Annotated in this window: 13 protein-coding genes and 1 tRNA gene; 9 read left to right on the top strand and 5 right to left on the bottom strand. The window is 66.6% G+C overall.

The features are described from left to right. Positions 1 to 74: 74 nt before the first annotated feature. Positions 75 to 1,697 (bottom strand): phosphoglucomutase (alpha-D-glucose-1,6-bisphosphate-dependent), encoded by a 1,623-nt coding sequence (pgm, locus tag K5L49_RS13530; protein ID WP_223693506.1) that lies wholly within the window; start codon positions 1,695 to 1,697, stop codon positions 75 to 77. Positions 1,698 to 1,794: 97 nt separating this feature from the next. Between pgm and pheA the strand changes: the two genes are divergently transcribed. The 3 genes from pheA to K5L49_RS13545 are packed head-to-tail and all read left to right on the top strand — an operon-like array spanning position 1,795 to position 3,844. Further along, on the top strand, positions 1,795 to 2,790 hold the full coding sequence (pheA, locus tag K5L49_RS13535; RefSeq protein ID WP_223693508.1) for a prephenate dehydratase: 996 nt from the start codon (positions 1,795 to 1,797) through the stop codon (positions 2,788 to 2,790). Positions 2,791 to 2,817: 27 nt separating this feature from the next. Further along, a complete protein-coding gene (locus tag K5L49_RS13540; protein WP_223693509.1) occupies positions 2,818 to 3,582 on the top strand; it encodes a hypothetical protein in 765 nt (254 codons plus the stop codon). Between the two features lies 1 nt (position 3,583). Continuing rightward, positions 3,584 to 3,844, top strand: a complete 261-nt coding sequence (locus tag K5L49_RS13545) for a hypothetical protein (RefSeq protein WP_223693511.1) — start codon at positions 3,584 to 3,586, stop codon at positions 3,842 to 3,844. Here the strand turns inward: K5L49_RS13545 and K5L49_RS13550 are convergent. Next, positions 3,822 to 4,814, bottom strand: coding sequence for a diacylglycerol/lipid kinase family protein (locus K5L49_RS13550; protein WP_223693512.1), 993 nt, complete (start codon positions 4,812 to 4,814; stop codon positions 3,822 to 3,824). The two genes, K5L49_RS13545 and K5L49_RS13550, sit on opposite strands and share 23 nt — an antisense overlap. Positions 4,815 to 4,919: 105 nt before the next feature. On the opposite strand from K5L49_RS13550, the gene serS reads away from it, so the two are divergent. The 4 genes from serS to K5L49_RS13570 all read left to right on the top strand — a co-directional run bounded on the left by serS (position 4,920) and on the right by K5L49_RS13570 (position 8,503). Further along, a complete protein-coding gene (serS, locus tag K5L49_RS13555; RefSeq protein WP_223693514.1) occupies positions 4,920 to 6,185 on the top strand; it encodes a serine--tRNA ligase in 1,266 nt (421 codons plus the stop codon). After that, entirely contained in the window at positions 6,182 to 6,985 is an 804-nt protein-coding gene (locus tag K5L49_RS13560) for an HAD family hydrolase (protein WP_223693516.1), read from the top strand. Before serS ends, K5L49_RS13560 begins: the two co-directional genes overlap by 4 nt. A gap of 95 nt (positions 6,986 to 7,080) precedes the next feature. Beyond that, the gene (locus K5L49_RS13565; RefSeq protein ID WP_223693518.1) at positions 7,081 to 8,367 is read left to right on the top strand and encodes an LCP family protein; all 1,287 of its coding nucleotides are present in this window, start codon (positions 7,081 to 7,083) and stop codon (positions 8,365 to 8,367) included. Positions 8,368 to 8,418: 51 nt separating this feature from the next. Beyond that, a tRNA-Ser gene (locus K5L49_RS13570) sits at positions 8,419 to 8,503 on the top strand. Between the two features lie 261 nt (positions 8,504 to 8,764). Here K5L49_RS13570 and K5L49_RS13575 read toward each other — a convergent pair. The 3 genes from K5L49_RS13575 to K5L49_RS13585 all read right to left on the bottom strand — a co-directional run bounded on the left by K5L49_RS13575 (position 8,765) and on the right by K5L49_RS13585 (position 11,589). Then, on the bottom strand, positions 8,765 to 9,610 hold the full coding sequence (locus tag K5L49_RS13575; RefSeq protein ID WP_223693520.1) for an SDR family oxidoreductase: 846 nt from the start codon (positions 9,608 to 9,610) through the stop codon (positions 8,765 to 8,767). Continuing rightward, on the bottom strand, positions 9,607 to 10,500 hold the full coding sequence (locus tag K5L49_RS13580) for an isocitrate lyase/PEP mutase family protein (RefSeq protein WP_223693522.1): 894 nt from the start codon (positions 10,498 to 10,500) through the stop codon (positions 9,607 to 9,609). Before K5L49_RS13580 ends, K5L49_RS13575 begins: the two co-directional genes overlap by 4 nt. Positions 10,501 to 10,599: 99 nt before the next feature. Beyond that, the gene (locus K5L49_RS13585; protein WP_223693523.1) at positions 10,600 to 11,589 is read right to left on the bottom strand and encodes a LysR family transcriptional regulator; all 990 of its coding nucleotides are present in this window, start codon (positions 11,587 to 11,589) and stop codon (positions 10,600 to 10,602) included. A gap of 17 nt (positions 11,590 to 11,606) precedes the next feature. Here K5L49_RS13585 and K5L49_RS13590 point away from each other — a divergent pair, with 17 nt between their 5' ends. Next, a complete protein-coding gene (locus K5L49_RS13590; RefSeq protein ID WP_223693525.1) occupies positions 11,607 to 12,929 on the top strand; it encodes an amidohydrolase family protein in 1,323 nt (440 codons plus the stop codon). 28 nt (positions 12,930 to 12,957) lie between these two features. Beyond that, positions 12,958 to 14,448 (top strand): MFS transporter, encoded by a 1,491-nt coding sequence (locus K5L49_RS13595; protein WP_223693527.1) that lies wholly within the window; start codon positions 12,958 to 12,960, stop codon positions 14,446 to 14,448. The last annotated feature ends 8 nt before the right edge of the window (positions 14,449 to 14,456 follow it).

A 14,456-nucleotide genomic window follows, 5' to 3' on the forward strand; every position in this document is an offset into this window, starting at 1 on the left:
AGGACCAGCGGGTTCCGGCCCTCACCCAGAGGGAGTCGACGATTGCTCGACTATGACGCGGGATCAGGAAGAACTCAGTCGCCCGCGATTGCGTCGGCGACGATGCGCTTGGCCTCCTCTTGCACAGCGCGCAGATTGTCGGGGCCGTCGAACGATTCCGCATAGATCTTGTACACGTTCTCGGTGCCGCTGGGGCGGGCCGCGAACCAGGCCCTGGCCGTCTCGACCTTGACGCCGCCGAGTGCCGCATCATTGCCCGGGGCACGGCTGAGCTTGGCCGTGATGGGTTCGCCCGCGAGCTCAGTGGCGGTGATGGCGTCGCCGTCGAGCTTGCCGAGCGCGGCCTTCTCGGCCGGCGTCGCGGGGGCGTCGACCCGCTGGTAGACCGGGTCGCCGAACCGTTCGGTCAGCTCGGTGTAGAGCTGCGATGGCGTCTTTCCAGTGACGGCGAGGATCTCGCCGGCGAGCAGCGCAAGAAGGATGCCGTCTTTGTCGGTGGTCCACACCGAGCCGTCGAAGCGCAGGAAGCTGGCGCCGGCGCTCTCTTCGCCGCCGAACCCGACGGAGCCGTCGATGAGGCCGGGCACGAACCATTTGAAGCCGACCGGAACCTCCCAGAGCCGGCGACCGAGCGCTTCCGCCACCCGGTCGATGATCGAGGAGGAGACGAGGGTCTTGCCGACCGCCGCGTCTTCTCGCCAGCCTGTGCGGGTGCGGTATAGGTAGTCGATGGCGACAGCGAGGTAGTGGTTCGGGTTCATCAGCCCGCCGTCGGGGGTGACGATGCCGTGGCGGTCTGCGTCGGCATCGTTGCCGGTGAGGATGTCGAAGTCATCTTTACGGGCGAGCACCGACGCCATGGCCGACGGGCTCGACGGATCCATGCGGATCTTGCCGTCCCAGTCGAGGGTCATGAACCTCCAGGTGGGGTCGACCGTCGGATTCACGACGGTGAGGTCGAGGCCGTAGCGCTCGGCGATGGCCGCCCAATAGTTGACACTCGCGCCGCCCAGCGGGTCGGCCCCGATGCGGATTCCGCTCTTCTTGATGGCGGCGACGTCGATGATGTTCTCCAGATCGTCCACATAGTGCCCGCGGAAGTCATAGGTCTCGACCGCGCTCGGCTCGCTCATGCGCACCTCGCGCAGCCCATCGGCGATCAGCTCGTTGGCGCGGTCGGCGATCCAGCGTGTGGCGTCGGTGTCGGCGGGGCCTCCGTGCGGCGGGTTGTACTTGAAGCCGCCATCGCTCGGCGGGTTGTGGCTCGGCGTGACGACGATCCCGTCGGCTTGATCGTCGTGGCCGGCGTTGTTGTAGCGCAGGATGGCGTGTGAGAGGGCCGGTGTCGGAACCCAATCGTCGAACTCGTCGACGAGCACGCGGACCTCGTTGGCGACGAGCACGGCCAGTGCCGTGGTGAGCGCGAACTCGCTGAGCGCGTGCGTGTCCGCACCGATGAAGAGCGGGCCGGTGATGCCCTGCGAAGCCCGGTATTCGACGATCGCCTGCGTGGTGGCGGCGATGTGGTTCTCGTTGAAGGCGGTGTTCAGCGAGCTGCCGCGGTGACCGGAGGTGCCGAAGACCACCCGCTGCTCCGGGATGCTCACATCTGGTGTGAGCTCGTAGTATGCGTGACGCAGGGCGTCGACGTCGATCAGGTCGGACTCCTGGGCGGGGGTGCCAGCTCGTTCGTTCATGGCTCCATCCTTCCGACTCCGGCGGCGGCGCGCCAGCGGGTCGGCCGACTTGTGGAGAACTTCTTCGCGGCGCGGGCGCTTGGCTAAGCTGATCGCCATGTCAGAACCTGTCGCCCCATCCGCCGATCCCGCTGCCGAGCTGCCGAGTTCCGTCGACGAGGTCTACAGCTTCCTGGGCCCGGCCGGAACCTTCACCGGGGCGGCATTGGCGCAGGTTCCGGAGGCCGCAGGCAAGCACTGGCGATCGGTCAACAATGTGGGGGAGGCCCTCGCCGATGTCGTCGCCGGCCGCAGCGTCGCCGCGATGATCGCCATCGAGAACTCGATCGAGGGCGGCGTCTCCGTCGCCCAGGACGCGCTCGCCACAGTGCCGGGCCTGCGCATCATCGGCGAATACCTGGTTCCCGTGACATTCGTGCTGGTGGCTCGGCCGGGAACGACGTTGGCCGATGTGAAGGTCATCAACGCGCATCCCGTCGCCTACGCGCAGTGCCATCTCTGGCTGGATGCGAACCTCCCTGAGCACGGGCACCTCCCGGCCTCGAGCAACGTGTCCGCCGCCGAGTCGCTCTTCGAGGGCAGCACGGCGGATGCGGCGATCGCGCCACCGGGGATCGTCGACCACCACGACCTCGCCGTGCTGGCCGAGAACATCGGGGACAATCCGAACGCGGTCACCCGGTTCGTGCTGGTCAGCCGGGAGCGCACCGTCCCGGCTCCCACGGGCGCCGACAAGACGAGCCTCATCGCCGAACTGCCCGACGACCGACCCGGCAGCCTGCTCGATCTGCTCGAACAGTTCTCGACGCGCGGGGTCAACCTGAGCCTCATCGAGTCCCGCCCGATCGGCGACGCGCTGGGACGCTATCGGTTCGTCATCGACGCCGACGGTCACATCGAGGATGAGCGCGTGGCGGATGCACTGCTCGGCCTGCGCCGGTTCAGCCCGGGCGTGATCTTCCTGGGCTCCTACCCGCGCGCTGACCGTGTGGAGGTGGCGTTCGACCGACGGTACCGCGATGAGGTGTTCACCGAGGCGCGGGACTGGCTCGCCTCTTTGACCTCCCCGCCCCCCGCTGCACCCCGGGGGTAGGCTGCGGATCAGGAACGAGGAGGCGCCATGATCCTGGACGACGCAGGTCACGACGTGGGGGAGGATCGCCGTCGCGGGGCGGCTGCACCAGAGACGCCGGAGGGGTCGCAGAAGCCGGAGACGGCGCAGACGCCCGAGTCGCCAGATTCGTCAGTGACGTCAGAGTCCGGCGCAGACGCCCCGGGCGGGATCGACCCGCGGTTCGATCCCGTGTTCCAGCGTGGGTACCGAGCGCGACCGGGCGAGCAGCCGCGAACGCGGCTGCGGCCGAGCACACCGGCCTCCGACGCCACGGCAGCATCTGCCGTGGAGGAGCGCATCGTCGCCCCGCTGCCGAGCCGACCGCCGACGGTGGATTCCGTCGTGCCGTCTGCGGAGGGCGGGAGCGTCGAACCCGACCCGCTCGACGTTTTCGAGGTCGACCGTTTCGACGTCGGCGCCGCGCTGGCCGATGTCTCCCTGGGGGCGCCTGCCGCCGGCATCCTCGACCGGGCGGAGCTCTCCCCGCGCCGGAACCCCTACATGCTCGCGCTGTGGGTGATGAGCGGCGGGTTCATCGTGCTCGGGATCGTGCTGTACACGATCACCCTCTACACCTCGTATTCGAACAACCCGACCGGCGAACAGGACATCACCATGCTGGTCTTCAGCCAGCTCGGCTGGATGCTCGCCGCGCCCCTGGTCACGGTCGGCCTGATCACGATCGTGACACTCGTGCTGCTCACCGCCATCCGGGCTCGGGCGACAACGCCGGACGCATCGCCGTTCGTCGACCCCGAGCGGAACGACTGATATGCGCCGCAGTGCGCGCGTGCTGGGGATCATCGCCGTCTGTTCCGGAGTCGTCGCCGTGCTCAGCGGGATCCTCCCGACGATCATGCGCGGCGACAGCGGCGAAGTCATGCCGCAGGTGACCTCGTTCATCGCCGGCGTGATCGCGATGCTGAACGCCCCGTCTGTGCTGCTCGCCCTGCTCGCCGCCGTCGGGATGGTCCTGATGCGCGCGCTGCTCTGGCGACCGCATCCCGCTGTCACTGCGCGGCGGGAACCCTGACCCTCAGCCCGCCCGGGTCGACCGTGAGATCCACGGCCACGACCGAGCCGAACTCGTCGCCGTCGAGCTCGAACGGCTCCGGAACGTCGACCGTGAGCTGCACAGTGCGGCCGCGCAGGTAGCTGAGCTCGGTGCGCACCGCACGGGAGGTCATGCGGATGATCCGCTGACCGAGCGCCGTGCGGCGCAGCACCCGGTTCTCCCAGGTGACCCGGCGCCAGATCAGCAGCCAGCCGAACAGCGATTTCGGCTGCAGGATGGCGATGTCGAGCAGCCCGTCGTCGACGAGTGCGTCTGGGATCAGCTCGATGTTGCCCGGCAGGCTTCCGCAGTTGGCGACGAGGATCGTGCTGACATGCGCCGTGCGCCGCTCGCCACCGTCGAGTGCGTAGCCCACCCGCACCTTCTTCGCCTTCGGCAAGGCGCGGAACCCCGCATCCACGTAGGCGAGCCAGCCGAGCCGCCGTTTGAGCCGCGGTCGCGTGTTGGCGATCATCGCGGCGTCGATGCCGACGCCGGCCATCACGAGGAAGGCGCGCTCGTTGGTGTCGCCCTCGATGTCGGTCGTCACCGCGACCCCGATGTCGATCGACCGGGTGTCCCCGGCGAAGGCGATCGTGCAGGCATCGTCGAGGCTGCTGTGGGTGACCCCGATGTTGCGGGCCAGCAGGTTGCCGGTGCCGGAGGGGAGGATCGCGAGCACCGCATCCCGGCCCCGCAGGGCTTCGGACACGGCGCGAACCGTGCCGTCGCCGCCCGCGGCGAGCACCAGGGTCGCGCCCGCGTCGAGGGCTTGGCGCGTCTGCGCCTGGCCTTCGTCTTCAACGGTGGTCTCCAGCCAGAGGATGTCGGCCACGCCGACCCTGCCCGCCGCCGCGGTGACTGCCGCCCGCACCCGGTCGATATCGACCTTCACCGGGTTGTAGACGACGGCTGCACGCGCCGGGCTGCCGCTCGTCTGCTTGGTCACCCCCTCAGGCTAGGTCATGCCGGGCGCGGCGTCGGTTGCGAACAGTGCCGCATCCGTTCATTCCGGCGAGGGGATGCGGTCAGTGGCGGTCGATAAGCTGGGCGCGTGATCGATCCAGTTCTTCTCCGCGAAAACCCCGACCTGTTCAAGCGATCGCAGGAGGCCCGAGGCGAATCCGTCGAGCTCGTCGACGAGGCGTTGGAGGCCGACCGCGCCCGCCGCACCGCCATCACCGCCTTCGAAGAGCTGCGCGCTCAGCAGAACGCATTCGGCAAGACGGTGGCGGCCGCCCCCAGGGAGCAGAAGAAGGATCTCGTCGCGCAGGCGCAGAGCCTGGCCGGCCGGGTGAAAGAGGCGCAGCAGATCGCCAATGATGCGGATGCGCGGTTCGGTGAGGTGCTGCGCCGCATCGGCAACCCGATCATCGACGGCGTGCCGGCCGGCGGCGAAGACGACTTCGTCACCCTTCGCACCGTGGGCGAGAGGCCCTCCTTCGATTTCGCGCCGCGCGACCACCTCGAGCTCGGCGAGCTGCTCGGCGCCATCGACATGGCCCGCGGCGCCAAAGTCTCCGGCGCCCGCTTCTACTATCTGCGCGGCATCGGTGCTCGCCTGGAGCTCGCGCTCATGAACATGGCGCTCGATCGCGCGATCGCCGCGGGGTTCATCCCGCTCATCACGCCCACCCTGGTGAAGCCCGAGATCATGCAGGGCACCGGATTCTTGGGGGCGCACGCCGACGAGATCTACTACCTGCCGGCAGACGACCTCTACCTCACCGGAACGAGCGAGGTCGCCCTCGCCGGCTACCACTCGGACGAGATCATCGACGTCGCCGAGCCGATGCGCTACGCCGGCTGGTCGACCTGTTACCGCCGGGAGGCCGGATCGGGCGGCAAGGACACCCGCGGCATCATCCGCGTGCACCAGTTCAACAAGCTGGAGATGTTCGTCTACGCACTGCCCGAAGAAGCCGAAGCGGAGCACGCCCGCCTGCTGTCGTACCAGGAGGAGATGCTGCAGGCGCTCGGCCTCAGCTACCGGGTGATCGACACCGCCGCCGGCGACCTCGGCTCGAGCGCGGCCCGCAAATTCGATGTGGAGGCCTGGGTGCCAACGCAGGATGCGTACCGCGAGCTCACCTCCACTTCCAACTGCACGACGTTCCAGGCCCGACGGCTCGATATCCGCTACCGCACCGAGAGCGGCAAGACCAGCCCGGTGGCCACGCTCAACGGCACGCTCGCGACGACGCGTTGGCTTGTGGCGATCCTCGAGACCCACCAGCGCGCCGACGGTTCGGTGCTCGTGCCCGAGCCGCTGCGACCCTACCTGGGCGGCCTCGAGGTTCTGGAGCCGATCGCCTCGTGACTGCTTCGAACCGCCTGCTGATCGCGCTCGACGTCGACGGCACTCTGATCCACGAAGACGAGACGGTCGGGCAGGCGGTGCTTGATGCCGTTGCCCGCGTTCGCGACGCCGGCCACGAGGTCATGCTGGCCACCGGCCGCAGCTGGGAGACGGCCCGCGGCATCCACGAGAAGTTCGGTCTCACCAGCGAATACGTGGTCTGCGCCAACGGTGCGCTGACCATGCGGCGTGATGAAACCGCCGAAGAGGGTTACCGCCGCGAGTTCGTCGAGGCGTTCGACCCGACCGAGGTGCTGGAGACCATTCGGCCGTTCCTGCCGAGCGGCAGCTTCATGGTCGAAGACGCCACCGGGTTCCGCCGCTACACCGCCGGCATGAGCGAATGGGAGCTGGCGAACGGCATCGAGGTGTCGTTCGAGGAGCTCACCGCGCATCCCGCCACCCGCGTCGTCGTCATCTCACCGCAGCACGACGAGGAACAGTTCCTCTCCATCGTCGAACGAATGGGCCTGCACAAGGTCAGCTACGCCATCGGCTGGACGGCCTGGCTCGACATCGCCCCCGACGGCGTCAACAAGGCCACGGCGATGGAGCGCGTGCGACAACAGCTGGGCATCCCGTTGTCCGATGTGGTGGCGATCGGCGACGGCCGCAACGACATCGACCTGCTGCTCTGGGCGTCGGCCGAGGGTCGCGGCGTGGCGATGGGCCAAGCACCGGATGAGGTCAAAGCGGTGGCCGGCAGTGTCACCGATCCGGTCGTGCAAGACGGCGCGGCCACGCTGCTCGATTCGCTCTGATCAGGGCTTCTAGCGTTCCTGTCCAGTTGTTTGCCAGGGTGGTCTGGCACCGTGGATAGTCTGTCCGACGTGACGAACGCCTCGAAAGGGAGTGAATGAGCGAGTTGCCCACCCGTGCCCAAGTGCGCGCGCAAGAGAATTCGGCTGGTCCGAGCATTGCGCGTCACGGTCGGCTCAAACAGCATCGCCCGTTCCGGTTCATCCTCAAACTCGTCGCCGCGGTCGTCGGTGTCGCGGTCGTGAGCGGCGTCTCCGTCGCGGCATATGCGGTGTGGGACGTCTCCAGCAGCCTGAAACCGTCGGTGAAGCTCCTCGACGCCAAAGGCAACCCGGTCATCCCCCAGGTGGGCGCGATGGACGGCGCGTTCAACGTGCTCCTCGCCGGCAGCGACAGCGGCGGCGGCAACGCGGCCTACGACCTCTCCAACCGCGGTGAAGACCTCAACGATGTGACGATGCTGCTGCACGTCTCGGCCGACCACAAGAACGCCACGGTCGTGAGCTTCCCCCGCGACATGCTCGTCCCCATCCCGTCGTGCCCGAAGGCTGACGGCTCCGGTTCGTACGACGCGATGAGCAGCCAGAAGATCAACAACACGCTGAGCTATGGCGGTCTCACCTGCACCGTTCTCACGGTCGAGAAACTCACCGGCATGACCATCCCCTACGCGGGCGTCATCCAGTTCGACGGCGTGATCGAGATGTCGAACGCGGTCGGCGGCGTTCCGGTCTGCGTGGCCGGCGACATCCAAGACCCCTACACCGGTCTCGATGTGAAGGCGGGCCAGAACGTTCTGAAGGGCGCGCAAGCTCTCGCGTTCCTGCGCACCCGGCACGGCGTCGGCGACGGCTCCGATCTGGGCCGCATCAGCAACCAGCAGGTGTTCCTCTCCTCGCTGGTGCGCACCATCAAGAGCGCCGACACGCTCTCCAATCCGCTCAAGATCTACGGCATCGCCAAGGCCGCGACCGAGAACATCAAACTCTCCGAGAGCCTCAACAACGTCACGACGATCGCCTCCATGGCTGCCGCGCTCAAGAACATCGACCTCAACAAGGTGGTGTTCGTGCAGTACCCGAACCACTATGTCGAGGGCGGCGGCGCGGTCGCCCCCACCGTCGACGAGGCCGACGCCCTGTTCGCCGCCCTCGAGAGCGACAAATCGATCAGCCTCACCGGCGACACCGGCGTCGGCTCCGAAGCCGACCCCAACGCCCCCGCCACCCAGACGCCGTCCACCACCCCGGCCACGGGCGCCCCGACGACGGGCACCCCCGGCACCGGCACCGACGCCTCCGGCGGCAGCACGGTCGACCTCCCCTCCAGCATCCACGGCCAGACCGCCAACCAGTACACCTGCTCCAAGCCGTTCAGCGACTAGCGCCGAGCCCGTTCCGTTAGAATCGGGCGACGTCGGTTCACGCCGGCGCCAGGAGGGCTGTCCGAGCGGCCGATGGAGCCAGTCTTGAAAACTGGTGGGCAGAAATGTCTCGTGGGTTCGAATCCCACGCCCTCCGCTTTGTAAAAGACCTGGTCAGACGCCATTTTTGATTGGCACAAATAGCCCTTGTTCGCCATGATTTGACAACTGAACAGGTTTCGCGACCATGTGAGCGCGCTCAGGGTGCCGATAGTACGTCTCAACCGTCGGCGGTGCGCGGCAGGCGCGTCTCGCGGAACTGAAGCGCGCGCGAAACTAGCGCCAAGTCGGCCGCGAAAATCGAGATGCCATCCGACCGGCGGGGGGACCGGTCGGATGGCATCACTCTGTTTGGCGATCAGCGTGCTGCGGTGATACCGCCGAGGTCGAGCTGCCCGGTGGTGAGGGCACCGATCACGCCGCCGTCGACGAGCAGGTCGGTTCCGCTGATGAAGCTCGCGTGCGGTCCGAGCAGGAACTCGGCTGCTGTCGCGATGTCCTCGGGAGTGCCGAGTCGGCGCACCGCTGAGCCGTCGATCATGGCCCGCATTGCGCCGCCGGTGGGGCTGTCGAGCTCGGCTAGGCCCATCGGGGTCGCGATGACGCCGGGGCTGATCGAGTTGATGCGGGCACCCTTCTTGCCCCATCCGACGCTGGCCGCGCGCACGCGCATCGCGTTGGCGCGCTTGGCGAAGCTGTAAGCGCTTCCTCCGTTGTCGAACTGATCGACCGCGACGAACGGCAGATCGGCGATGTTCTCGGCAGGAGTTCGAGCAAGGGCGACTTCCTGCTCTGGCGGCATGGGCCGGACCATGTGCCCGCCCATGCTGGCGATCACCACTCCCGCGCCGCCGGGTGCGACCACCTGCTCGAACTCCTCCAGCACGTGTGCGACGCCGATGAGGTCGACGGCGATGATCGCCGCCGTGGGAGCCTGCACGGGCGAGAGCCCCGCAGTGTGGGCGATGCGGGTGACGGGCCCGAGTGACGCGGCCTTCGCGGCCAGTTCATGCACCGACGGACGCGAGGAGACGTCGACCACCTGGGTCGTGATGTCGAATCCTTCGCCTCGCAGCCTGTCGGCGGTCTGCTCGAGGGCTGAAGCGTTGAAGTCCGCCAGGAGGATGCGCTCACCCGATCCGAGCCGGCGCGCGATCGTCTGGCCCATGCCGCCGACCCCGACGACTACCAGCACGCCGGTCACTTCTGGGCCGCCTTGAATGCGCGGGCCATCTCGTTCATCGAGTCATCGTTCTGGTCGATCAGGCCGTACTTCCTCGCCTGTACGCGTGCGTCTTCGATGCCGAGGAACTCGTCGAACCCGGCCACGCTCAGCTTGTTCTCGATGCTGACGGTCGAGGCGTTCTTCTTGAGTACCTCGTACGCCTCGAGCATCCCGGCTTTCGCTGCGATGTGGGCGAGGCCGTAGTAGAGGACCACGTCCGCTCCCTGGGCCGCGTGATCCGCGGCGCTGTGCTGCGGGAAGTCGGGCGAGTAGATCGGCACGCGCGATTCGGCCTTCAGGCGGGTCCACGAGTCGGCGTCGAGGAAGCCGGCGACGAAGAGTCCGTCGGCTCCGGCCTCCTGGTAGGCGAGCAGGCGGTCGACCCCCGCAGCCGGACCTTCGACGAAGAGGGAGTCGGTGCGGGCGATGATCAGGAAGTCCTCGGACGCGCGTGCGTCGACGGCGGCCTTGATCTTGTCGACGGCCTTCCCGGTCGAGATGACCGACGACTTCGCGGTGATGTGCTTGCCGAAGTCGTGGTCCTCGATGTGGGTCGCTGCAGCGCCCGCGCGCTCCAGGACCTGCACGGATCGTGCGACATGGATCGGGTTGCCCCAGCCGCCCTCGCCGTCGACGATGACGGGCACGCCCGCGATGGGGGCGAGGCGGCGCACCTGGTCGGCCATGTCTTCGAGGCCGATGTAGCCGATGTCGGGGACGCCGTAGCGGCTGGCGCCGGTGGCGTAGCTGCCGATGTAGGCGGCTTCGAATTCGAGTTCCTTGATGAGGAGTGCGGAGATTCCGTCGTACATGGAGGGGACGATCAGCGGGTGGCTCTCCGCAATGAGGGTCCTAAGTGAGCGCGCCATCGCGGCTTCCTTTCATTGATGAACATTACGACGATACGGGTCATGACTGGCGGAGTCCACGACCAGAATTGCCATCGATTGATGCGTTTGGAGTCGTAATCACAAGTCGAGCGGCGAGTGAAAACGCTCCCGCGCGGTCTGGATGATCGGACCCAGATCCTCGGGGTGGTCCCGGTCGGTTCGCCACGCGAGATAGGTGGTTCCTGCGGGCGCGGGTCTGGCGAACGGTCGAATCACCACGCCGTCGCCGGCAAGGTACCTGTGCCAGGGTGCTGTTGGGTTGGCCAGGGTGAGGCAGCAGGAATCTCCGGCCGCGATGACTGCGGCCAATCCCCCGATGATCTCGGAGTCCATCGTCACCACCTCGTCCACGGAATCAATGAGCTCTGTGAGCTCCGGTCCGAATGGGTAGACACCAGGCTGCATGAGCAGACGAAGGTCGCTGAGATCTTCGGGATGGACCTCGGTCAGCGAGGAGTATCGGGGAATGTTCGGCAGAGCGATCGCCGGCTGTTCAGTCATCGCCGCGACGTATTCGAGCCGCCGATCGTCTGATCGCCGGTTCACGAGGCCGAGCGTCAGCCGGCCATTCAACACCCGATCCAGCTGCGCAAAGGAGTCCATCGGCTCGAGGCGGACGACAGCGCTCGGCTCAACCGACTTGATGACATCGTCGACGACCGCAGAGAGCAGCTCCGCCGGTACCGAGCGCATCCCGACGTGGAATTCGACGTGACCCTGCACGCGACGCTGCATGTCCCGTTGGAGCGCGTCGAGATCGGCGATGGTCTTCCGTGCGTGCGGGATCAACGCATCACCCAGCGGTGTCAGTTCCACTTTGCGCGTGCCGCGAATGAAGAGTGGGCCGCCGACCTCGAGCTCCAGTTGCTGAATGCTCCGGCTGAGCGGGGAGGCGGCCATTACCAGCCGTTCTGCAGCTCGTGTGTAGTTCAGGGTCTCAGCAACCGCGAGGAAGTGACGGAGTTGACGGATGTCCATATCCTGATTATGACCTTGCGAGCAGCATTCTGCACCAGTTCTGGTCGTGGACTGTCTCTGACGTGACCCGTATCGTCGTAATGCATTCAACGACGAAAGGACCTGCCATGGCTGCCGCCGTAGCAAGCAAACCAACCGCGACCCTCTATGAGGGCGCTCGCCTGATCATCGGCGATGGCAGCGAGGCAATCGATGACGGAGCGATCTTGGTTCGGGACGGGCTCATCGAGTACGTCGGCCCGGCGACGGAAGCCACTATTGAATCGGATGTTCGGCGCGTGAGCCTCGTCGGCAAGACCGTCATGCCCACCATCGTGAACCCCCATGGGCACATCGGCTATCTGAAGAACGGAAACACCGACAGCGCGAACTTCTCGAGGGAGAACGTGCTCGACCACCTGCGTCGCCTCAGCTACTACGGCATTAGCGTTTTCCAGTCCCTCGGCACCGATCGGGACGACGTCGAGATCGCCATCCGCAATCAGCAGCGCGACGGAACCCTCGCCGACCCCGAACTCGCCCTGCTGCTCAGCGCAGCGAGCGGGCTCGCCGCACCAACGCCGGGATCGGAGAACGGCGGCGCGTTCTTCGCGCCCGACGCCATCCGTGAGGCCTCCACCCCCGACGAAGCCCGCGCCGTCGTGCGCGAAATCGCCAAGAAGAATCCTGACGTGATCAAGTTCTGGGTCGACACCCGGGACGGCGTGAAGGAGAAGTTCTCGCCCGAGGTGTACAGCGCGATCGTCGACGAAGCGCACAACCTCGGACTTCGGGCCATCGCCCACATCTACGAACTCGACGATGCCAAGGGCGTCGTACGTGCAGGCGCCGACGGCACCGCACACATGGTCCGCAACCCCGGCCCCGACAAGGAACTGCTCGACATGCTCGTCGCCAACGACGTCTTCGTCTTCACCTCGATGAGCATCCAGCGCGGCATTCCCGAAGGACCGGCGTGGCTCGACGACCCGTCACTCCTCGAGACGGTGAAGCCCGAGCACACCGCAACGGTCCGAGCGATGATGGCGCAGGTGCCCGAGTCGATGCGCCCCCAGCTCAAGGCCGGCTACGAAGTTCTCGAATCCGGGCTGCGAACCTACGTCGACGCTGGTGTGCGCGTGCTGCTCTCTGCCGACAGCGGCGTGCTCCACCAGTTCATCGGATTCGCCGAGCACCGCGAACTCGAATCGATGGTCGATGCGGGAATGCCCGTGCTTGCTGCAATCAAGGCATCCACCCTGCTCCCCGCTCAGATGCTCGGCCTAGACGATCGCGGATCGTTGGAGGCGGGCAAGCGCGCGGATCTCCTCGTCCTCGACGCCAACCCGCTCGAGGCCATCGCCAACACCCGCAAGATCCACACCGTAATCATCGGCGGCATCGAGCTGGACCGCCCTGCAATGAGTGCCAGGTTCCTCTCCACCACCTAACCCGCCCCACCCACCAGAAGGAAAGATAATGACGTCTTCCACACCCAGCGTTCTCCCTGCCCGGGTCAGACCGTACGCCCTGATCGTCGCGATATTCATCTTCATCGAGGTGACGGGAATCTTCGAACAGACGATGATCTATGTCGCCATCCCGACACTCATGGGCGTGTTCACCCTCGACGCGGCGAGCATCTCATGGGCGATCACGGTGTTCCTTCTGGTGGGAGCCGGGACCGCCGCAATCGCGGGCAGGCTTGGCGACCTCTACGGTCGCAAGAAGGTGCTCGTTGTGCTGCTGATCATCTCAGCGGCAGGCTCGATCATCAGCCTGGTGTTCGGCAGCTATGAGGCGATCCTCCTGGGACGAGCGCTGCAGGGGACGAGTGCAGCCCTGTTCCCGCTGCTAGTCGGTATTGCGCGGGAAGTCGTGCCCGCGCCTCGAGTTCCCGTACTCGTCTCGCTCACCACCGGCTCGGCCATCATCGGTGGTTCACTGGGCGCCCTCGCGGCGGGCATTCTGATCGAGACAAGCGGATGGCACAGCATGTTCGTCGCATCTGGAATCCTCGCCGTGATCGCCATCGGAGCGGCTGCATTGCTTCCGCGTTCCGTTGTCGCCGCCGGCGAGAGGCCGCGTCTCGACATCCTTGGTGGCGTCCTCCTTGCGCCCGCGGTTGCGGCGGTGCTCTTCGGATTCACGACTGCCCGCGGCACCGGTTTCACCCCGTTCGTCATCATCCTGATCGCCATAGGCCTGGTCCTGTTCGCGTTCTGGATCGTGCTCGAGCTCCGCCTGAAAAACCCGATGTTCAACCTGCGGCTCTTCAAGCAGCGGCAGCTCGTGCTCGCTCTAATCATCACTGCCCTCGTCGGACTGGGCATCTTCGCGGCAGGCGGACTTATCGGCCCCATCCTGCAGCAGGGGGCGGTGACGAATCCGGTGGGACTCGGGTTGACTCCAACCCAGGCTGGCCTCTACGGCCTCATCACCGGTGCTGTGGGGTTCATCCTCTCGCCAGTCGGAGGGCGGGTCGCGGCGAAGTTCGGCGCCAAGATCACGCTCGGTTTCGGCATCAGCCTCGCTGTGATCGGCTTCGGCGGATTCGCGCTCTTCGTCCACGACCTGCCTCTCGCCATCACCGCGACTGTCGTTTCAGGAGTTGGCACCGCCCTCATCCTGGCGGGCTTGCCGAATCTCATCGTCGAACTCGTGCTTCCGCAGAACACCGGTGAGGCGATCGGGATCATCTACTCGACCGGTCGCACGATCTTCCAAGCGATCGGGACAGCGGTGGCCGGGTTCATCCTCGCCTCCAGCGTCGTCGAAGGTGGAACAGCGCCGACGTTGCAGGCCTGGTATGGCGTCATCGCCTTCATCGCGATCACGGGCGTGCTCGCCCTGGTGCTCACGATCATCGTCAAGAAGGTCAAGCCGATGGACCAGCGCGGCGAGGTAGTCGAGGCCGTGGCCGAGGTGCAAGCCGAAACGGCGGAAGAGTCGGCGACGCCCACTCGCTGACCGACACA

Source organism: Leifsonia poae (assembly GCF_020009625.1).
Lineage (GTDB): Bacteria > Actinomycetota > Actinomycetes > Actinomycetales > Microbacteriaceae > Leifsonia > Leifsonia poae_A.